The 19,705-nt window shown below is 69.3% G+C and carries 22 protein-coding genes and 1 tRNA gene; 14 read left to right on the top strand and 9 right to left on the bottom strand.

Features of this window, described 5'->3' with window-relative positions; genetic code table 11:
- The first annotated feature begins 56 nt into the window (after positions 1-56).
- The 5 genes from ispD (at position 57) to CSX12_RS13905 (ending at position 5,044) form a co-directional block, all read left to right on the top strand.
- A complete protein-coding gene (gene ispD / locus CSX12_RS13925; protein ID WP_124896186.1) occupies positions 57-1,238 on the top strand; it encodes a 2-C-methyl-D-erythritol 4-phosphate cytidylyltransferase in 1,182 nt (393 codons plus the stop codon).
- A 68-nt stretch (positions 1,239-1,306) separates the two neighbouring features.
- The gene (locus CSX12_RS13920; protein WP_124896185.1) at positions 1,307-1,897 is read left to right on the top strand and encodes a short chain dehydrogenase; all 591 of its coding nucleotides are present in this window, start codon (positions 1,307-1,309) and stop codon (positions 1,895-1,897) included.
- Between the two features lie 72 nt (positions 1,898-1,969).
- Complete coding sequence (gene cysS / locus CSX12_RS13915; RefSeq protein WP_124896184.1) at positions 1,970-3,379, top strand: cysteine--tRNA ligase; 1,410 nt, start codon at positions 1,970-1,972, stop codon at positions 3,377-3,379.
- Positions 3,372-4,379 (top strand): 23S rRNA (guanosine(2251)-2'-O)-methyltransferase RlmB, encoded by a 1,008-nt coding sequence (gene rlmB / locus CSX12_RS13910; RefSeq protein ID WP_017201412.1) that lies wholly within the window; start codon positions 3,372-3,374, stop codon positions 4,377-4,379. Before cysS ends, rlmB begins: the two co-directional genes overlap by 8 nt.
- Before the next feature lie 23 nt (positions 4,380-4,402).
- On the top strand, positions 4,403-5,044 hold the full coding sequence (locus CSX12_RS13905; protein ID WP_124896183.1) for an NAD(P)H-binding protein: 642 nt from the start codon (positions 4,403-4,405) through the stop codon (positions 5,042-5,044).
- A 155-nt stretch (positions 5,045-5,199) separates the two neighbouring features.
- On the opposite strand, the gene CSX12_RS13900 is transcribed toward CSX12_RS13905, so the two are convergent.
- Together CSX12_RS13900 and ugpC are read right to left on the bottom strand one after the other, a co-directional pair.
- On the bottom strand, positions 5,200-6,504 hold the full coding sequence (locus tag CSX12_RS13900) for a DUF4032 domain-containing protein (protein WP_124896182.1): 1,305 nt from the start codon (positions 6,502-6,504) through the stop codon (positions 5,200-5,202).
- Positions 6,505-6,583: 79 nt separating this feature from the next.
- Positions 6,584-7,687, bottom strand: a complete 1,104-nt coding sequence (gene ugpC, locus CSX12_RS13895; protein ID WP_017201409.1) for a sn-glycerol-3-phosphate ABC transporter ATP-binding protein UgpC — start codon at positions 7,685-7,687, stop codon at positions 6,584-6,586.
- Positions 7,688-7,919: 232 nt separating this feature from the next.
- Here ugpC and CSX12_RS13890 point away from each other — a divergent pair, with 232 nt between their 5' ends.
- Complete coding sequence (locus tag CSX12_RS13890) at positions 7,920-8,864, top strand: thioredoxin domain-containing protein (protein WP_124896181.1); 945 nt, start codon at positions 7,920-7,922, stop codon at positions 8,862-8,864.
- Between the two features lie 41 nt (positions 8,865-8,905).
- Positions 8,906-8,978: transfer RNA gene (locus CSX12_RS13885), tRNA-Thr, on the top strand.
- A gap of 81 nt (positions 8,979-9,059) precedes the next feature.
- On the opposite strand, the gene CSX12_RS13880 is transcribed toward CSX12_RS13885, so the two are convergent.
- Entirely contained in the window at positions 9,060-10,223 is a 1,164-nt protein-coding gene (locus CSX12_RS13880) for a site-specific integrase (protein WP_124896180.1), read from the bottom strand.
- Positions 10,216-10,500, bottom strand: a complete 285-nt coding sequence (locus tag CSX12_RS18740) for a hypothetical protein (RefSeq protein ID WP_124896179.1) — start codon at positions 10,498-10,500, stop codon at positions 10,216-10,218. The genes CSX12_RS13880 and CSX12_RS18740 overlap by 8 nt, the downstream gene beginning before the upstream one ends.
- Before the next feature lie 445 nt (positions 10,501-10,945).
- On the opposite strand from CSX12_RS18740, the gene CSX12_RS13870 reads away from it, so the two are divergent.
- From CSX12_RS13870 to CSX12_RS13855, 4 genes are all read left to right on the top strand, one after another.
- Positions 10,946-11,209: a hypothetical protein gene (locus CSX12_RS13870; protein WP_124896178.1), complete on the top strand. Its 264-nt coding sequence runs from the start codon at positions 10,946-10,948 to the stop codon at positions 11,207-11,209.
- A gap of 94 nt (positions 11,210-11,303) precedes the next feature.
- Positions 11,304-11,633 carry a hypothetical protein gene (locus tag CSX12_RS13865; RefSeq protein WP_124896177.1) on the top strand — a complete coding sequence of 110 codons (330 nt, stop codon included), beginning with the start codon at positions 11,304-11,306 and terminating at the stop codon, positions 11,631-11,633.
- A gap of 133 nt (positions 11,634-11,766) precedes the next feature.
- Positions 11,767-12,132 carry a hypothetical protein gene (locus CSX12_RS13860; protein WP_124896176.1) on the top strand — a complete coding sequence of 122 codons (366 nt, stop codon included), beginning with the start codon at positions 11,767-11,769 and terminating at the stop codon, positions 12,130-12,132.
- Entirely contained in the window at positions 12,129-12,557 is a 429-nt protein-coding gene (locus CSX12_RS13855) for a hypothetical protein (protein WP_124896175.1), read from the top strand. Before CSX12_RS13860 ends, CSX12_RS13855 begins: the two co-directional genes overlap by 4 nt.
- A gap of 100 nt (positions 12,558-12,657) precedes the next feature.
- Here the strand turns inward: CSX12_RS13855 and CSX12_RS13850 are convergent, their stop codons facing one another.
- Positions 12,658-12,870, bottom strand: a complete 213-nt coding sequence (locus CSX12_RS13850; protein WP_241160468.1) for a hypothetical protein — start codon at positions 12,868-12,870, stop codon at positions 12,658-12,660.
- Positions 12,871-13,267: 397 nt separating this feature from the next.
- On the opposite strand from CSX12_RS13850, the gene CSX12_RS13845 reads away from it, so the two are divergent.
- From CSX12_RS13845 to CSX12_RS13830, 3 genes are all read left to right on the top strand, one after another.
- The gene (locus tag CSX12_RS13845) at positions 13,268-13,453 is read left to right on the top strand and encodes a hypothetical protein (RefSeq protein WP_124896174.1); all 186 of its coding nucleotides are present in this window, start codon (positions 13,268-13,270) and stop codon (positions 13,451-13,453) included.
- A 658-nt stretch (positions 13,454-14,111) separates the two neighbouring features.
- The gene (gene ppk2 / locus CSX12_RS13835) at positions 14,112-14,891 is read left to right on the top strand and encodes a polyphosphate kinase 2 (RefSeq protein ID WP_124896172.1); all 780 of its coding nucleotides are present in this window, start codon (positions 14,112-14,114) and stop codon (positions 14,889-14,891) included.
- Between the two features lie 67 nt (positions 14,892-14,958).
- On the top strand, positions 14,959-15,912 hold the full coding sequence (locus tag CSX12_RS13830; protein ID WP_124896171.1) for an aldo/keto reductase: 954 nt from the start codon (positions 14,959-14,961) through the stop codon (positions 15,910-15,912).
- Positions 15,913-15,922: 10 nt separating this feature from the next.
- Here CSX12_RS13830 and CSX12_RS13825 read toward each other — a convergent pair whose 3' ends face one another.
- Genes CSX12_RS13825 through CSX12_RS13810 form a run of 4 tightly spaced genes read right to left on the bottom strand, consistent with a single transcriptional unit; the run spans position 15,923 to position 19,611 of the window.
- Entirely contained in the window at positions 15,923-16,606 is a 684-nt protein-coding gene (locus CSX12_RS13825; protein WP_017201402.1) for a response regulator transcription factor, read from the bottom strand.
- Entirely contained in the window at positions 16,603-17,877 is a 1,275-nt protein-coding gene (locus tag CSX12_RS13820; RefSeq protein WP_017201401.1) for a sensor histidine kinase, read from the bottom strand. The genes CSX12_RS13825 and CSX12_RS13820 overlap by 4 nt, the downstream gene beginning before the upstream one ends.
- A 10-nt stretch (positions 17,878-17,887) precedes the next feature.
- Positions 17,888-18,703: an ABC transporter permease gene (locus CSX12_RS13815; RefSeq protein WP_017201400.1), complete on the bottom strand. Its 816-nt coding sequence runs from the start codon at positions 18,701-18,703 to the stop codon at positions 17,888-17,890.
- Positions 18,700-19,611, bottom strand: coding sequence for an ATP-binding cassette domain-containing protein (locus CSX12_RS13810; RefSeq protein ID WP_017201399.1), 912 nt, complete (start codon positions 19,609-19,611; stop codon positions 18,700-18,702). The genes CSX12_RS13815 and CSX12_RS13810 overlap by 4 nt, the downstream gene beginning before the upstream one ends.
- Between the last annotated feature and the right edge of the window lie 94 nt (positions 19,612-19,705).

Genomic DNA, 19,705 nt, shown 5'->3' with positions numbered 1-19,705 from the left:
GAAAGGCGGGTGCTTCGGCATCCGCCTTTCGTCGTGTGCGCCGGTAACGTGATGCTGTGACCATCCTCCCCGTCCCGCAGACCGCGATCATCGTCGTCGCCGCCGGCTCCGGCACGCGTCTCGGCGCCGGTGCCCCGAAGGCGTTCGTCGGGCTCGACGCCCATTCCGTGCTGCGGCACGCGCTCGACGGCGTCTTCGCGGCGGCACCGGCGCAGGTCGTCGTGGTCGCCCCGCCCGGTTTCGAGGGCGATGCGGAGACCGAGCTGCGCGAGGCGGCCGGAGACCGGCGCGAACTCGGCCGTGTCGTCACGGGAGGAGCGACACGGCAGCAGTCGGTGGCGGCGGGGCTCGCGGCGCTCTGGGGCGACGTCGAGACCGTCCTGGTGCACGATGCCGCTCGCGCCCTCACCCCGCCGACGCAGATCGACGCCGTCGCCGCCGCGGTGACCCCGGAAGTGGGCGTCATCCCCGCGCTCCCGGTCGTCGACACCCTCAAGAAGGTGGCGGAGCAGACCGTGGTGGCGGCCGTCGACCGCTCGGAGCTCGCCGCGGCGCAGACGCCGCAGGGATTCCCGCGACCGCTGCTCGAAGCCGCGTACGCCGAGGCCCTCGCGTCCGGGAGCGAGTACACCGACGACGCCGCCCTGTTCGCGGCCTCCGGCCACCCGGTGCGTCGGATCCCCGGCTCGGAGCGCGCCTTCAAGATCACGACGCCGGACGACCTCGAGCGCGCCAGGCACCTGCTCGCGCCGGAGCGGCCGCGCCTCGGGGTACCGCGCGTCGGCATCGGCACCGATGTCCACGCGTTCGGGGGCGAGGGCGACCTCTGGCTCGCGGGCCTGGAGTGGCCGGGGGAGCAGCCGCTGTCCGGGCACTCCGACGGAGACGCCGTCGCACACGCCATCGTGGATGCACTCCTCGGGGCCGCGGGGCTCGGCGACATCGGGGAGCACTTCGGCACGGCCCACCCCGAGTACGCGGGCGCGCATGCCGAGGTCTTCCTGGCGCGCACGCGTGAACTCCTCGCCGCAGCGGGGTTCGCGATCGGCAACGTCTCGGTCCAGTTCCAGGGCAACCGGCCGAAGTTCAGCCCCCGGCGGGCGGAGGCGCAGTCCCGCCTCGCAGAGATCCTCGGGGCGCCGGTCTCCATCACTGCCACGACCACCGACGGCCTCGGCTTCCCCGGTCGGTCGGAGGGCATCGCCGTCACCGCGGTCGCGATCGTCTTCCCGGCCTGACGCGATAGCGTGAAGACGACCCGAGCGGGGCGCGTGCAGGCGCGGTCCGCAGGACGGAAGGAGCCGGAGTGAAGATCCTCATCATCGGTGCGAGCGGGCACGTCGGCCGCGCGGCCGCGTCGGCGCTCGACGGGCACGAGATCGTCGCCGCCTCGCGGAGCGGGCAGCCGTCGGTGGACGTGACCGACCCCCGCTCCATCGAGCGCCTGTTCGACCAGGTCGGCGAGGTCGATGCCGTGATCGCCGCCGTCGGGAGCGTGCCGTTCGCCCCGCTCTCCGAGCTCGGCCGCGACGACTACGAGGCCGCGCTGCGGGGCAAGGTGCTCTCGCAGCTCGACATCGTCCGCATCGGAACGCCCTTCGTCCGTGACGGGGGCTCCTTCACGCTCACCTCCGGCGTCCTCGCGCGCGAGCCGATCGCCACCGGGGCGGCGGCGTCCCTCGCCAACGGCGCTCTCGAAGCATTCGTGCTCGGCGCGGCACCGGAGCTGCCCCGCGGCATCCGCATCAACGCCGTCAGCCCCTCGGTGCTCGAGGACGCACCCTCGTATCACTCGTCCTTCCTCGGCTTCGTGCCGGTCTCGTCGTACCGGGTCGGGATGGCGTACGCCAAGAGCGTCCTCGGGGTGCAGACCGGCGAGGTCCTGCCCGTCGACTGACGCGGATCGCGCCGACATGACGCCGCGCGGCGCGCCCAGACTCGCGGAGACCGCGCCCGGTAGTCTTGAGCGGTGACCCTCCGCCTCTACGACACCCGCGCACAGCAGCTGCGCGACTTCGTGCCTCTCGACCCCGAGAACATCACGATGTACGTGTGCGGACCCACGGTGCAGTCCGGACCCCACATCGGGCACGTCCGGGCGGCCCTGAGCTTCGATCTGCTGCGGCGCTGGCTGGAACTGCGCCACGGTCGGGTCACCTTCGTGCGCAACGTGACCGACATCGACGACAAGGTGCTCGCCAACGCGACGGACACCGAGCCCTGGTGGGCGCTCGCCTACCGGATGGAGCAGGAGTTCACCGCGGCGTACAGTGCTGTCGGCATCCTCGCCCCGACGTACGAGCCGCGCGCCACCGCATCCGTCCCGCAGATGCAGGAGCTCATCGCGCAGTTGATCGAGCGCGGTCACGCGTACCCTGCGCCGGACGGCTCCGGCGACGTGTACTTCGACGTGCGCTCCTGGCCCGACTACGGATCGCTCACACACCAGTCCATCGACGCGATGGAGGCGGCGGCGGACGCCGACCCGCGCGGCAAGCGCAACCCGCAGGACTTCGCCCTCTGGAAGGGCGCCAAGCCCGAGGAGCCGGCGGATGCCACATGGGCCTCGCCGTGGGGGCCCGGTCGCCCCGGATGGCACATCGAGTGCTCCGCGATGTCGAAGCGCTATCTCGGCGCGGAGTTCGACATCCACGGCGGCGGCCTCGACCTGCGTTTCCCGCACCACGAGAACGAGCTCGCGCAGTCGACGGCGGCGGGCGACGGCTTCGCCCGGTACTGGGTGCACAACGGGCTCGTGACCGTCGACGGGCAGAAGATGTCCAAGTCGCTCGGCAACTTCACCCTCGCCGCCGACGTGCTCGAGGCCCACGACCCGCTGGTGGTGAGGTACGCGCTCGCCGCCGCCCACTACCGTTCCAGTCTCGACCTGAGCGAGTCGTCCTTCACGGAGGCCGAAGCCGCACTCGGACGCATCGACACGTTCCGACAGCGTGCCCACCGCACGATCAGCGGAGGCATCGGCTGGTTCGCCGGCCAGAGTCTTCCCGCGGCGTTCACCGCGGCGATGGACGACGACCTGGGGGTGCCGCAGGCACTCGCCGTGCTGCATGAGACGGTGCGGGCGGGGAACTCCGCCCTGGATGCCGGCGAGACGGATGCGGCGCACGACGCGTTCCGCGCGGTCACGGCGATGACCGCCGTGCTCGGACTCACCGGCTCCTCCGCCGGGAACGACGCATCCGCGTCCGGCGCGGCGATCGCGCTGGACGCCCTGGTGCAGACGATGATCACCCAGCGCGCGCAGGCGCGCGCCGACAAGGACTGGGCGGCGGCCGATCGCATCCGAGACGCGATCGCCGCCGCAGGAATCACGCTGGAGGACACTCCGGCCGGAACTCATTGGAGTATCGATGGCTAAGCCACAGCGCCCCGGCGCGAGCAACGGCAAGAAGAAGGGCCCCACCAAGGGCACGGGCGGACTCGGGCGCAAGGCGCTCGAGGGACGGGGGCCGACCCCGAAGGCGGAGGACCGCGCCTGGCACCCCGCCGGCAAGCGGAAGGCCGCTGCGGAGCGGTACGCCGCGTCCGGAGGCAAGGGCAAGCCGGGCCAGCGGCAGACGTCGGGCGGCAACCCCAACCGCTCCGCCAGGGCGAAGGACAACACCACGGACACCGAGACGGTGACGGGGCGCAACTCGGTGCTCGAGGCCCTGCGTGCCAAGATCCCCGCGACCGCGTTCTACATCGCGCAGCGCGTGGAGATGGACGACCGCGTCAAGGAGATGCTCTCGATCGCCACGCACCGCGGTATCCCGGTGCTCGAGGTGACTCGTCAGGAGCTCGACCGCATGGCCGGCTTCGACGGCGTGCACCAGGGCGTCGCCATCAAGGTGCCGCCCTACGAGTACGCGCACCCGCAGGATCTGCTGGAACAGGTCATCGACAAGGGTGAGGTCCCGCTGTTCGTGGCGCTCGACGGCGTCACCGACCCGCGCAACCTCGGCGCCATCATCCGCTCGACGGCCGCGTTCGGCGGGCACGGGATCATCCTGCCGCAGCGCCGTTCCGCCGGCGTGAACTCCGCAGCGTGGAAGACGAGCGCGGGAGCCGCCGCGCGGGTCCCGGTCGCGCTCGCCACCAACCTCACCACACAGCTCAAGGAGTTCAAGAAGCAGGGGGTGTTCGTCCTCGGCCTCGACGGCGACGGCGACGTCTCGCTGCCCGAGCTCGAGCTCGCGGACCGCCCTGTCGTGATCGTGGTCGGCTCGGAGGGCAAGGGCCTTTCGCGTCTGGTCACCGAGACCTGCGATCAGATCGTCTCGATCCCGATCTCCGCATCCACGGAGTCCCTCAATGCCGGGATCGCCACGTCCGTCGCGCTGTACCAGGTGTCGACGGTCCGCTCCGCGAAGAAGTAGACCCCACGGAAGGAAGAGGCAGCATGGCTCAGATCATCGTTCTGGGAGGAACCGGGTACGCCGGTCGTCACATCGTCGCGGAGGCGGTGAGTCGCGGGCACGGCGTGGTCGCGATCTCGCGCTCCGCCCCTTCCGATCCGGTGGCGGGAGCCGCGTACGTGCAGGGCTCTGCGCTCGAGCCGGAGACCCTCGCGAGCGCGTTCGCCGGTGCTGACGCCGTGGTCTCCGCGCTGTCTCCCCGCGGCGACATGACCGACCGCGCGCTGGAGGCCCTGGCGAACGTGATCGGTCTCCTCGACGGCACGCAGACCCGGCTGGGAGTGGTCGGTGGCGCCGGGGGAAGCCTCGTCGCCCCCGGCGGACCGCGCCTGTTCGATCAGGACTTCCCCGAGGAGTACAAACACGAGGCTCAGGTCGGCATCGACTCCCTCGCCCTCCTGGAGCAGACGGACGGCGGCCTCGACTGGTTCTTCATCCACCCGGCCGAGGTCTTCGGACCCTGGGCCGAGGGTGAGCGCACCGGGAACTACCGCGACGGCGGCGACGTGCTGGTCCGCGACGCCGATGGCAAGTCCTTCATCTCGGGCGCCGATTTCGCGGTCGCCGTGGTCGATGAGATCGAGCAGGGCAATCACCACCGCGGCCGCTTCACCGTCGGCTACTGACCCGCCCCGCCCCGCGCCCCGCGCCCCCCGCCCCCGCCCCCGGCCCCCGCGCCGGCGCGCCGGCGCCGAGTGCACGGCTTCGCGTCGAGTGCACGGCTTGTCGGCGCGCGGAACCCATGCACTCGGCGGCAGCCCGTGCATTCGGCGCCGCGGAGTCAGACGAGATCGCGCCAGTCGATCTCCTCGTCGTCGTCGGCGACGGGTGTGGTGCCGGTGATGACGGGCAGGCTCATGGTCTCGGTCGGAGGGCCCATGATCGTCGCCTCGTCGCGACGGTGGCGGAGCACCTCGTTGATGTAGCTGGTCAGCACCTCGGCCAGCGGTACGGACCGGCCCTGCGCCTGTGACAGGTACCACCGGTGCTCGAGCACCTGGTGGAAGACCTCGGCCGGTTCGAGCTTGGCGCGCAGCTCGTAGGGGATCGCGCGCACGACGGGCTCGAACACGCGCGTCAGCCACTCGTGCGCGTACATCTCCTCGTCCGCCCACTGCTTGGTCGACCGGGCGCGGAACTCGTCCAGGTCGTTGAGGAGCCGCCTGGCCTGGTTCTCCTCGACGTCGAGGCCCGTGAGGCGGATGAGGCGCCGCTGGTGGTGTCCGGCATCCACGACCTTCGGCTGGATCTCGACCAGGGTGCCGTCCGCGGTGGTCGACATGGACATCTCGTCGATGTCGAATCCCAGGGCGTTGAGGCGCTCGACGCGCTCCGTGATCCGCCAGGTCTCGGCGGAGGAGAAGGACTCCTGGGCCGTGAGCTCCGCCCACAGCGAGCGGTACGACGAGACGATGCCGTCCGCGATGGCGACGGCGTCCACTCCGTGCTCGAGTCGTCCGCCGGCGGCGAGGTCCATGATCTCCCCGGCGATGTTCGTCCGGGCGAGGTCCAGGTCGTAGGCGCGCTGTCCGTCGGTCAGGCCCTCCTCGTGCAGCTCGCCGGTCTCTGCGTCGACGAGATACGCGGCGAAGGCGCCCGCGTCGCGGCGGAAGAGCGTGTTGGACAGGGACACGTCGCCCCAATAGAACCCGACGTTGTGCAGGCGCACGAGCAGCAGAGCGAGCGCGTCCACGAGCCGGGTCGCGGTGTCGGGGCGCAGCACGCGGGTGAACAGGGCGCGATAGGGCATCGAGAAGCGCAGGTGCGAGGTCACCAGGGCTGCGGGTAGGGGAGTTCCGGCGGCGTCGGTGCGACCGGCGATCACGGCGACGCGATCGACGCAGGGCACGGCCAGGCGTGCGAGATTGCCGAGCATGTCGTACTCGCGCTGCGCCATCTCCGCCGTCGTCTCCTTGACCGCGACCACGCGACCGGAGAGATCCGCGAAGCGCACGAGGTGACGGGAGAGCCCCTTGGGCAGCGAGACGATGTGCTCGGAGGGCCATTTGCCCAGCGGCGTCGACCAGGGCAGGCCCAGCAGCCCAGGGTCGACCGTGCTCGCGGTGATCCGCAGCGAGTTCTGCATGACGCTCCTGGAAGGCGGGAGGGAAAGCAGACGCGGCGCGGGCGACCGAAGTCAGCCCGCGCCGCGTCTGGTGTTCCGATCAGACGGAGACGACCGGCTTGTCGTTCAGGCGGTCGCCGGACTCGATGTCGAACGCGTGCACGTGACCCGCGTTGGCGGCGAGCGTGACGGTCTCACCCGCGTTGGGGTGGCTGCGGCCGTCGACGCGAGCGACCAGGTCGGTGCGCTTGCCGTTGATCTCGGTGTGTCCGTAGAGGTAGCCGTCGGCGCCGAGCTCCTCGACGAGGTCCACGACGACCGAGAGGCCCTGACCGTCGGCCGGGCCGACCGTGATGTCCTCGGGGCGCACGCCGACCGTGACCTGCGAGCCGTTGGCGCGGCCGACGGTGTCGCGGTCGAGCGGGACGATCTCGCTGCCGAACTTCACGCCGCCGTCGGCGAGGTCCGCCGCGAACAGGTTCATGGCGGGCGAGCCGATGAAGCCGGCGACGAACACGTTGTTCGGCTTCTCGTACAGGTCGCGCGGCGAGCCGACCTGCTGGAGCAGGCCATCCTTGAGCACGGCGATGCGGTCGCCCATGGTGAGCGCCTCAGTCTGGTCGTGCGTGACGTAGACCGTGGTGACGCCGAGACGACGCTGCAGCGACGCGATCTGCGTACGGGTCTGCACGCGGAGCTTGGCGTCGAGGTTCGACAGCGGCTCGTCCATGAGGAACACCTGCGGCTGGCGGACGATGGCGCGACCCATGGCGACGCGCTGACGCTGACCACCCGAGAGGGCCTTCGGCTTGCGCGTCAGGTACTGCTCGAGGTCGAGGAGCTTCGCGGCCTCGAGGACACGGGCGGCGCGCTCCTCCTTGCCGACACCGGCGATCTTGAGCGCGAAGCCCATGTTCTCGGCGACGGTCATGTGCGGGTACAGCGCGTAGTTCTGGAAGACCATCGCGATGTCGCGGTCCTTCGGCGGCACGTCGGTGACGTCGCGGTCGCCGATCAGGATGCGGCCGGCGTTGACCTCTTCGAGGCCGGCGAGCATGCGGAGCGACGTGGACTTACCGCAACCGGAAGGACCGACGAGGACGAGGAACTCGCCGTCTCCGACCTCGAGGTTGAGCTTGTCGACGGCCGGACGGGTTCCGCCCGGGTAGAGGCGCGTGGCCTCGTCGAAAGTCACAGATGCCATTGCGGTTTCTCCTTCACCGGCAGGTACGTGCCGGACGATCCGTAGTGATAGAGCAGCGGGGTGACCCACTGTGACCCATCATTGGGTCGGGATCAGTATGACATGAACAGCGGTACCTGGGTATTTCTCAGCCTCACTGGCTAGCATCGAACTCGGCCGCGCGCCTGCGGCGATCGTCGCGGGGCGGCGGTCGGGGCCAACCCGGACCCCCCTGAGACTCACAAGAGGAACGATGTCGAGCGACGAAACGCCGAACGTCCCCACGCCTCGCAATTCTCGCGAGGCCGTGCGGGAGAAGGCTCAGAAGGTGCATGCCCAGCAGTCGAGGGCGCGCATCATGAGACGCATCATCATCGGTGCGGTGGCGATCGTCGCCGTGGGCGCGATCGGCACCGCGGTGACGCTGGCGGTGTCGGCCCAGGTGTCGAAGCCGCGTCTCACGCCGACGGGCATGGAGGCCGATGGCGTCGTCGTCACCGACATCTCCGCCGTCGCCGGATCCGACCAGATGCCCTCCACGCCCACCCCGGACGCGAGCGGCACAGGGGAGACGGCAGAGCCGACGCCGGAGCCCACCTCGTCGGAGACGGTCGACATCCACGTGTACGTCGACTACCTCTCACCGGACGCCGGGAAGTTCGAGCGCGCCAACGCCCGCCAGTTCGCCGGGTGGATCAGCGAGGGCGCCGTCACCGTGAGCTACCACCCGGTCGCGCTGCTGACCGCCAGCTCGAACGGCACGAAGTACTCGCTGCGCTCGGCTGCGGCCGCCGCATGCGTCGCGACCCACTCGCCGGACCAGTTCTACGCGTTCAACCACGATCTGCTCGACGACCAGCCCGAGGTGGGCAGCGACGGCTTCTCCGATGAGGAGCTCGCGAACCTCGCCGGCGCCGTCGGAGTGGACAACGGCAAGGCTGTGCGCTCGTGCATCGAGGACGGCGACTTCGTCTCCTGGGCGAAGGACGCCACGACTCGCGCTCTCGACGGGCCGCTCGCCGGTTCCGACGATCTGAAGCTGAGCTCGGCCCCCATGATCGTCGCCAACGGCGAAGCCTACGTCGGGGCGCTCGACGACCCGGCCGAGTTCTCGCAGTTCGTGCTCAGCGTGGCCAGCGACGCGTCGCGCGCCACCGCCTCGCCGACGCCCACCGCGTCGAGCACGCCCGCCTCCTAGGTCGGAGGAGGGTCGACGCCATCGCTAAGCTGGTGGCGTCCGCCGACTTGGCGCAATTGGTAGCGCACCGTACTTGTAATACGGGGGTTACGGGTTCGAGTCCCGTAGTCGGCTCAAAAAAGACCAGGTCAAACCAAAGAAAATCGCCCCGAATCCGGACCGGATTCGGGGCGAATCGTTGTTTAGTCGTGGTTTTCAGGTGAACAGGTTCGCCAGAACAAGTCCGGCTGCGGGCCCGCGGTGCACCTCGTCGGCGTAGTGCATCCGGGTGGTGCGCTCGTCCTCGTGGCCGAGCTGCTCCTTCGCTGCTTCGATGCCGAGCTCGTCGCGGACCACGGTTGCCACAGTCTTTCGGAAGCTCTTCGGCGTGGTGCCCTTCCAAGGCGTGTCTCGCAGTGCTTCGCGCCACGTCGTCCGGTAGTTGTTCGGATGCTGGAAGGTGCCCACGCTCGATGCGAAGACAAACGCGGAGTACGACGCGACGCGGCGACGCATCAGCATGTCGACGACGTGGTCGGGAAGCTCGAGCTCGCGATACCCGGCGTCCGACTTCGTGAACTCCTGGACGAAGAACTTCCCGTCGCGGTCCTGCGCGATCGTGCGGCGGATCGTGGCGAGCTTGGCGTCCAGGTCCAGTTGGTCCCACTGCAGAGCCAGCAGCTCGCCGGTGCGGATGCCGGTGCCGATGATCATGTCGGTCGTGTCCAGCAGCTCGCTCGCGCGCGGTCGGCGACGGCGGCGGTCGTCCGCCGGCCGCGGCTCCGTGCCGGCGTCCCACTCCTCGAAGCGTGCCCGCATCGCGCGCACGACCTCGACGTTGGGCGCTGCGCGCTTCACGGTCCGCTTCGCCTTCTCGGGCGCCGGGACGTCCGTCATCGGATTGGGCCGCACCGCTCCGTGACGGGCGGCGAGCGTGAACATACCTCGCAGCACGACGTGCGCAGTCGTCGCCGTGCCCGCGCCCGAGGATCGGGTGAGTGACGTGACGAAGCGGTCGAGTCGTGGCACGGTGACCTCGGCGAGGCGGACCGAGCCGAGGCCCGGAGTGATGTGCTTCTCGATCGCGTTCTTGTAGATCCGGATCGACCCCTCGGCCAGCCGAGTCTTCGTGTCGAGCCATGCGGCAGCAAGATCGCTGACGAGCGAGTCCGGGGTGAGGAGGTCGCTCGCCGGCGCTAGGCGCTTCTTCAACGCCTTCACGAGATTGCGCTCGGCATCCGCGCCCGTGCGGCCGTTGCGCTGCATGAGGCGGGTGACGCCATCGGAGTCGCGATAGTAGGCGATCGCCGTCGGCTTGCCCTTCACTGTCGTGCGGCGAATGCGCCCCCATGTCTCGAGTTCGAGCGGAGGCCTAGGCATAGCGGCTGATCCGTCCCTGCCGGATCATCCGCATGTAGACGCGCATGATCTTCTCGGTGACGTTGAGCTCGAGCGCGACGACGGCGGGGTCATCGGTGATGCCCGACAGCTCCTCGATGCGCCGAGGACGGATCAAGCGGCGTGCCGCGATCCGGTCCGCGCGCTCCTCTTGCAGGTCGTCAGTGCCGACGTCGTGATGCTCGAAGTGCACGATCTCGTGGGCGATGGCACAGCGCTCAGTCGCCGCGTGACGCCCCGGAACCGTCTGATGTCGCACAGGACGCGCCCGAAGCGATCCCCGGCGAGACCGGTCCCGCAGGGGTCGCCGGCCTTCCTGGCCCGGCGGGTCCGCGAGGCCCTGGCCCCACCGCTCAGCAGGTACTCGACGGCATCGCCTCGTGTTTCACGGCCGGCACCTGCACCGCACCGCGCGGAGAACCCGGACCGGAAGGCAAGCCAGGAGCCGACTCGGTCACCCCAGGTCCCATCGGTCCAGCCGGTTCCGCCGGGGTCTCCGGTCCTGCGGGGCCAGCTGGACCGCCGGGGCCCGAGGGCGCCCCTGGACCCGCCGGTCACGTTGGCCCGATCGGCCCCGCCGGGCCCACCTGCCCCGAGGGATATGCCCTCGACGAGGTGACGCTCACGGTGACGGACCCCGACACCCTCCTCCCGTACCAGCAGCAGGCGCTTGTCTGCACCCCGACCGCCCCAGGAGGCACGCCATGAGCACGCCAACCGAAACGCCGAACGTCGTCGTCCAGAACCCCAACGTCCGCAAGGTCGCCGGAATCTTCCTCGGCGCCGTCGGCATCGCCCTCGGCACCGTCGTGGTCGTCGACGGTGCCGCGCCCGCGTTCGACCTGACCGAGTACACCGGCCCGATCACGGCCGGCTACCTCTACCTGTCCAGCCTGTTCGGCCTGGCCGTCACGGTGCCGAACGTGCCGAGCACGACTCGACCCGCGCTGCGCCGCGACCTCCGCTGAGCCACGACTAGAAGACCCCCACCCAGCCTGCGGGCTGAGTGGGGGTCTTCGTCATTCGAGCGTGTGGCACTCCGCCTTCGGCTAACATGCGAGCATGGCGCGAAAGCACTACGAAAACGAAGTCGTCCGGTTGGCCGATCTTGCCGTGACCTCGGACACTATCGAAGGTGTCACGTTCAGAGACTGCCTCGTTCTCGGTCCGGCGATTGTGATTCCCATGAGCGAGACTTCGATCACGAATGGCGTCTTTACGGGTGATCCGGAGGCGCTGTTCTGGGAGTTGAACCCGGCGAGGGAGCTTGTCATCGGAGCGATCGGTCTGGTGTCTTGCGAGTTCGACGGTTGCCGATTCGAGCGCGTTGGATTCGCTGGAGGCGTTGACGTGCTTCACGCGCTCGGAGGGGCTGAACGTGCTGACCCTTGAGTCCCGCCCGACGAGTGGAGGCATTCGGGGAAAGAACGCCCGTCTTGCATCGGCGAGCGATATCGGTTTCACCCGTACCCGCGTAGGAGTGAAGACAGAGCCGAATCGTGGACGCAAGGCGTACAATGCACTTGTGAGCGACGTGCGGCGAGGAGGGGAATCTCGCGGTAACACAGAGGCGCGAATCGACTTCCTCGTCGAGAGCGCTCCTGAGTGGAGCCTTGAACTCGGCCTGCCCGCATTGTCTCAAGCCGCTGCCGACCATGCGCTCAAGATCCTGTCTTTTATCAGTCAGGCGCGCAGAGATGCTGAGCTTCGCATCTTCCCCTCGGAGCAGGCGGGGCTAACCATCCAAAAGCGCGGAGCTACTGAGACAAGGATCCTCGAGGTGAACCCCGGCGAGATCACCGGGGCTATCCACGACAAGAAGCTACACGTCCACCATCATTACCTGCTTGAGAGCGATCGAGCGGCCGCAGCTTTCCTTATGGCCGCATGACATCCGGCCTTGAGGAAGGCGAAGAGCTCGTCGACGACCCGAAAGAGATTTGGTACCGTCACGCGTTCCCTGACGCCGTCGAGGACCGTGACGAGCTCGGGGCTGTGGCTTTCAGGCTCCACCCTACAAACGATCACGGAAAGCTCTCTGGCGTGCGGTCCTCAAAACAAACCGCACAAGGGGCGTTTGACGAGCGGTTGATTACGAAACCGAGAACCAAGGGCACTTGGGGGGTGTCGATCGCGGAGCTCACCAGCGTTTTCCTGCGGTGTATCGACGACTCTGCGGTTCCCTCATCGACGCCTCGCCCTGTGGGTCACGCTTACGTGGATATGCGCACAGTGGCTTCGGACCGGATGAAGGACCTTCGCCAGGAGCTCGCGGACTTCGCGAATGATCGCGGACGGCTCGCGCCTCTCGACTAGGTCTCGTCGACGAGCTGCACGCCGTTGCCCCATACCCAACAGCGGAAGGTCTGGTCGCCGGCGCGGAACTCGATTCCGGCGGCGAGGGGCGTGGAGCGCATCACTTTCGCGTCGACGCGCACCGCTTCGGGCCGAACCGAACCCACGCGCGCACGGCGGCGGGCCGCGGGTAGATAGTGACGGGCTGCTCGCGCACGTCGAGCTCGCGGTCGGTGAGCGACTGCAGCGGGCCGTGCTTCGCGGCCTCGAGGATTGATCGGGCCTGCGACTGCTTGTCGCGGTACGCGGAGAGCGTCGCCCCAGGGTTCCCCATAGCCGGTGTGTTCCTTCCTCCGGCCGAGAGGTTCGAGTGTACGTGGTTCCGGCGACACCATCGAATGTGTAACTTGATGTTGCACTTAAGTGTCACGCGGTGTTACACTTAGATGGTCGGGCAAGGCGCCCGGCAGGAGGGAGGAACCGGTGGAAATCATCGGCATCCTCACCGTTCTGATCAACATGATCACCGCGGTAATCCTCTGGCAGACCGCGAAACGGAACCGACGCCGCGAATGGCAGAGGAAGGCCCCGAGATAGAACAAGTATCTCGGGGCCGACTCCCTCCACCATACCGAAGGGTATCGAGATGGAACCTGTGACCTGGATCATCAGCATCGCCGCCTTCGCGCTGAGCGTCGCGGCCCTCGTCATCGCGATCCGAGGAGCTCGCCGTGACCGTGACCGCTGACCCCGCCGAGCGCATCCGCGAGGCCGTCGCACAGCTCGAGAAGTGGCGCACCGAACGCGACGCCGCGATCCGCGCTGCAGCGGCCGGAGAGCCGGCGCTGAGCCCAACCGAGATCGCACGCGCGTCCGGCCTCTCGCGAATGCAGGTGTACCGCATCCTCGGGCAGTGAGCGCGAGCGAACGTCAGTGGTGGGGAGAGGATCGGAACCGTGACGCCTGAACGACTCCTCGCCTTCGAAGCTGCCCATCTGATGCCGTTCGGCCCGATGAAGAATGATGCCATCCGTCGCGAGCTGGGCATCACTCCCACCAGATATTTCGTGCTGCTGGCTCGCGCTGCAACTTCGCTTGAGGGGGTCAAAGCGGATGCGGTCACGGCTCGACGCGTCCGCGATCGGGCTGCTCTGCGAGCCAGCGTGCGGACTCGCAGAACGGCGGCTTGACCCGTGTCGAGCTTCGGCGGGTCCATGGTTTAGTCGTGGTTTTGCGCGCGTACTTGCCTGTACATGGTTGTACCGAGTCCGTGGATTCCCGCGGGAAGTTCACCGAAGTACACCTATAGACACGGCATCTTTCAAACGGGGGTTACGGGTTCGAGTCCCGTAGTCGGCTCCGCACAGCAACGCCCGCCATCCCTGTTCTTCGGGATGGCGGGCGTTCTTCATGAGGGGCGCACGACGGCTGCGCCCCGCTCGACACAACGCATGCCGGAGTATCGCACTAGAGAGTGATATGTTACTCCGGGCGCAGGTGACCGACTCCCCGCCACGGTCACCTGCGCTTGCCCCTCTTCGGCGGGCGCCTCGAGAATCTCCCGAAAGGCGACGCATGAGCAGCCTCCCCGGCAGGATCACGCGGACGGCGTACGAGCGTGAGAAGCGCTCGCTGCAGGTCGAGCTGCTCAAACTCCAGGCTGACATCCGGCGCTCTGCCGATCGCCTGCTGGTGCTCGTCGAAGGCCGCGCCGGCGCGGGCAGGGGAGGGGCGATCAGGGCGTTCACGGAGCACCTCAACCCTCGCGGCGCTCGCACGGTCGCGCTGGACAAGCCGACGGACCAGGAGCGGACCCAGTGGTACTTCCAGCGCCACGTCGCGCACCTGCCCTCCGGCGGCGAGATCGTCTTCATGAACCGTTCCTGGTACAACCGCGCCGGCGTGGAGCCGGTCATGGGGTACTGCTCGGCCTCGGAGCACGAGGAGTTCCTGCAGACGGCTCCGGAGTTCGAGCACATGCTCGTGGGGTGCGGCATCCGGATGGTCAAGCTGTGGTTCGCAATCGACGAGGCCGAGCAGACCAGGAGGTTCGACCGTCGTGCGGGAGACGCCCTGGGGCAGTGGAAGCTGAGTGGGACCCGGATCGCGGGCGCCGACCGATGGCAGGACTTCGTGAGAGCGGAGGAGACCATGTTCGCGCGCACCCACACCTCCTTCGCACCGTGGACCGTGATCGCGGCGGAGGACAAGTGGCGGGCCAGGCTCGAGGCGATCAGAGTCGTTCTCGCCCGCTTCGACTATCCGGGAAAGGATCCCCTGGTCGCGCACGCGCCGGACCCGCAGCTCGTGAGCCCGCCGCCCCGCACCCCCGACCGGGAGGACGCGCCGGTCTGACCCCCGCGGCGCTGCAACATCACGTCATGCGGGAATGCGGTCGGCATCGGCGGCGGTTGTCCTCGACATGACCCGCATCGGCAACAGTGATCTCGACGTCCTCCCTCTGGCCCTCGGGGGCAACGTGTTCGGCTGGACGGCCGACCGCGATGCGTCCTTCGCGGTCCTCGACGCGTTCGTGGACGGAGGCGGCGACTTCATCGACACCGCCGACTCCTACAGCTCCTGGGTCCCGGGCAACGAGGGCGGTGAGAGCGAGACGATCATCGGCGGATGGCTGGCCTCCCGCAAGCCCTCCGGCGTCGTCGTCGCCACCAAGGTGAGCCAGCATCCGCTGTTCTCCGGACTCTCCGCAGACAACGTGCGCAAAGCCGCAGAGGCTTCGCTCCGCCGTCTGGGCGTCGACGAGATCGACCTCTACTACGCCCACTTCGACGACGCGAGCGTGCCCCTGGAGGAGACGGTCGCCGCCTTCGGCCGACTCGTCGACGACGGCCTGGTGCGGCACATCGGCGTCTCGAACTACTCGGCGTCGCGCATTCGCGAGTGGATCGACATCGCCCAGCGCATCGGCGCACCGCTGCCGGTCGCCATCCAGCCCCACTACAACCTCGTGCACCGCAACGACGTCGAGGAGACCATCATCCCCATCGCCGAGGAGTTCGACCTGGGTCTCGTTCCGTACTTCGCGTTGGCGAGCGGGTTCCTCACCGGGAAGTACCGCTCGACGGATGCCGAGGGGCAGAGCTCGCCCCGCGCGCAGGGCGCCGCGAAGTACGCGACGGCCGCCGGGCTGCGCATCATCGACACGCTCGAGGAGATCGGCGCGAAGCATGACGCCTCGATCGCGGCGACGGCCCTCGCCTGGCTGCGGGCCCAGCCGACGGTGGTGGCGCCGATCGCCAGCGCGCGGACCGCCGACCAGGTGCCCGACCTGCTCGCCGGCGCCCGCCTCGAACTCTCCACGCAAGAGGTCCGGCTGCTCGACCGCGTCTCGGAATGGACGCCCGCGCAGGCATGAGCGCTCGGGGCTAGTCGCCGACGAGTCCGAGCCGATGCGCCACGATCACCGCGTGGATGCGGTCACGCGCGCCGAGCTTCGCCAGCACCCGTCCCACGTGTGTCTTCACCGTGGACTCTCCCACGAACAGCCGCTGCGCGATCTCGGCATTGGTCAGTCCGTGGCCGATCGCCAGGAAGACATCCCGTTCGCGGTCGGTGAGCGAGTCGACGGCCGCCCGTTCCGCAGCGACCGTCGGATCGGGGGCCGCCGATGGCGCATCGAGCCGCGAGCCGACGTGCTCCATCAGCATCCGGGTCACTCGCGGTGACAGGGCGGCATCGCCGCGGTGCACGGCCCGGACGGCGGAGATCATCTCGTGGCGCTGCGCATCCTTCAACAGGAATCCGCTCGCCCCGGCACGGATCGCGCCGAACGCGTATTCATCCAGGTCGAACGTCGTCAGGACCAGCACTCGGGTCTGCGGATGGGCGCGCACGATCTCCTGCGTGGCCGCGATGCCGTCGAGCTCCGGCATCCGCACGTCCATGAGCACCAGGTCGGGTGCCAGGGCCGCACTCTGCGCGATCGCCGCCCTGCCGTCCCCGGCCTCGCCGACGACGACGATGTCCTCCTCAGCCTCCAGCACCATCCGGAAGCCGAGCCGGATCAGCTCCTGGTCGTCCACCAGGAGCACTCTGATCTCGGGTGTCATCCTGTCTCCTCCGTCGTCTCGATCCGCGGGTCCGCGGGGCGCCCGTCGACGGGCAGCACGGCGTGCAGCATCCATCGTCCTCCGTCGACGGCCTCGGAGCGGACGGTGCCGTGCACGTGCATCGCGCGCTCCGCGAGACCCCGCACCCCGAATCCGCCCGATCCGGCCCCGCCCGAGACGCCGTCGTTCACGATCTCGATCGTCACCGTGTCCGGCGCATAGTCCAGGCGCACCGTGACGGCACTCGCGGTCGGCGCGTGCCGCATGGCGTTGGTGACGCCCTCCTGCACGATCCGACCGATCGCGTGAGCGACCGCCGGCGCGACCTCGGCCTGCCCGGCCACGGTGAGGGTCACCGGGAAGCCGGCGCGCTGGGCGGCTTCGACCGTGTCCGCGGGCAGCACGGGGTGCACCGGTGCCAGCGGCAGCGGCGAGTCGTCGTCGCGCAGCACGCCGAGCATCGAGCGCATCTCGGTGAGCGCGGCGCGTGCGGTCTCGGCGGCGGCCGTCGCGGCTCTCCGAGCCTGGACGCTGTCGGGCGTCGCGGCCGCACCCTCTGAGAGCGCGACGACCACGGTGAGCGAGTGCGAGACGATGTCGTGCATCTCGCGCGCGATGCGGGCGCGTTCGGCGGCGGCGGCGAGCTGCGCCTGCTGGTCGCGCTCGACCAGCAGCTGCCGCGAGCGATCGATGACCGCCGCGATGTAGCGCTTGCGCCCACCGACGTTGACGCCGATGAGCGTGCCGATCAAGCCGAGGACGATGTCCGGAAGCACGGTGTTGAGCGCGTCCTGCAGGTCGATCATCCCCCGCAGGGTCAGCATGAGCGCGATGCCCACCAGCCAGGTCGCGCCGATGCCGAAGCACCTCCAGGCCGCGCGGGAGGAGCTGTACACGGCGAGTCCGTAGGAGGCGAACAGCAGCAGGGGGCTTCCGCCCTGCAACCCGACGAGCAGCGCGAGCGTGCCCAGGACCATCGCCGCGAGGAAGGGCAGGAGGGGCACGCGACGTCGCCACAGCAGCGTCGCGCAGGAGGCGACGATGATGACGGTCGCCAGGACGTTGAGGCCGATCGACACCGGCTCGGGGATGGCCGGGTCGTTCACGCGGGCAGCCGGCGCGAGAGACAGCAGCAGGCAGATCAGGGCCAGGAGGACGTCGGCGAAGACAGGGTGCCGCGCCCAGAACCGCCGGAGGACCCCCGGCGCACGCGGAAGCCGCAGCTCCTCGTCCTCGCGGATCGAGTCGCTGCGGCTGCGCGTTCTGCTCACGTCGCCGACTCTACGCGTCGCGCGAGCGCAGCACGCCCCAGGCGACGAGGGCGCCGCCGACCACCCAGCATCCGAGGGTCAGGAAGGCGACAGGCGCGTCGAGCGCCGCGGTCTCGCTCGGCATGATCGCGCTCTGGGCCGCTGCGACAGGCAGGTACGCGGACGCATCCACGACCCATGCCCACGCCTCGCCGGCCATCGAGAAGAAGCTCGCGACGATGGGCAGCACGAACAGGACGCCGACCGTGGCCGCGATGGCTCCGGCGCCGGAGCGCAGGATGAACCCGAAGGAGACGCCGATCAGCGCGAACACCGCCATCGACAGGGACGACACCAGGATCGGCAGCAGCGACGCGGACGGGTCCGACCAGTCGATGCTCTGATCCCGCGACGCGACCACGAGGGAGACCGCGACGGCCGCGACCGTGAAGATGACGACCGACGACAGGAACAGGAACAGGGCCAGCACGACCGACTTCGCCGCCAGCACCGAGCCGCGCACCGGGTTGGCGGTGAGCGTCGACCGGATCATGCCGGTCGAGTACTCGCCGGTGACCGAGATCGCGCCGATGATGCCGGCGAGGAGCATCGTGAACTGGATCGGCATCACGACGGCCTGGATCGGATCGAAGCCGGGAGCTTCGATCGCCTGCGCGATGAGCACGGCGATCCCGATCGTGAGGGCCGCGGCGATCCCGATCGACCACCAGGTCGAACGAAGGGTGGCGAGCTTGATCCACTCGCTGCGCAAGGCGCGGAAGAAGGTCAGTCGCCGACCGGTGTCGACGCTCGTCCGCGTGGGAGCGGGAGCCTGGGCCGTGGTCATGAGAGCTCCTTCGTGCGGTACTCGACGGAGTCGCCGGTGAGAGCGAGATACGCGTCCTCCAGCGAGCCGGTGGTCGGGGTGAGTTCGTGCAGCGGGATGCCGCGCTCGGCGGCGAGGTCTCCGATGCGGGCGGCCGGCAGCCCCACCACATCGAGGAGATCGGGCGCGGAGCTCACGATCTCGACGTCCGGTCCGCCGACGGCGGCAGCCAGGTCGGCGGGTCGGGGCGTGCGCACCCGGACGGTGTTCCGCGTCCAGGAGCGGACGAGGTCCGCCAGCGGAGCGTCGGCGAGCACGCGCCCGCGGCCCATCACGATGACGTGGTCGGCGGTCTGCGCCATCTCGCTCATCAGATGGCTGGAGAGCAGCACCGTGCGCCCCTCGGAGGCGGCATGCCGCACGAACTGCCGCACCCAGCGCACGCCCTCGGGGTCGAGCCCGTTGACCGGCTCGTCGAGGATCAGGGTGTGCGGGTCGCCCAGCAGCGCGGAGGCGATGCCGAGTCGCTGCCCCATCCCGAGGGAGAACTTGCCCGCGCGCTTGCGGGCGACGGATCCGATCCCGGCAAGATCGATCACCTCGTCGACGCGGGACGCCGGGATGCCGTGGGTCGCCGCCATCGCGCGGAGGTGGTTGCGGGCGGAGCGTCCGGTGTGCACCGCCTTCGCGTCCAGCAGCACGCCGACCTCGGTCAGCGGCGCGCGCAGCTTGCGGTACTCGCGGCCGGCCACGGCGGCACGACCGGAGGTGGGGCGGTCGAGCCCGACGATCAGGCGCATCGTGGTGGACTTGCCGGCCCCGTTCGGGCCGAGGAAGCCGGTGACGGTGCCCGGCTTGACGGTGAACGACACGTCATCGACGGCCGTCTTGTCTCCGAACCTCTTCGTGAGGCCTTCTGCTGTGATCATGCCCTCAACGCTACGGACCGCTCCGCACGGGCGCGTCCTCCCCAGGTACACATCTCACGATCCGGTGTCCTCCCCGCGACGGACCCTGCCGGTG

This window comes from Microbacterium sp. Y-01 (assembly GCF_003856715.1).
Classification (GTDB): Bacteria; Actinomycetota; Actinomycetes; order Actinomycetales; family Microbacteriaceae; genus Microbacterium; species Microbacterium algeriense.
The sequence above is the reverse complement of the archived record's forward strand: the minus strand, read 5'-3'. Positions and strand labels throughout refer to the sequence as shown.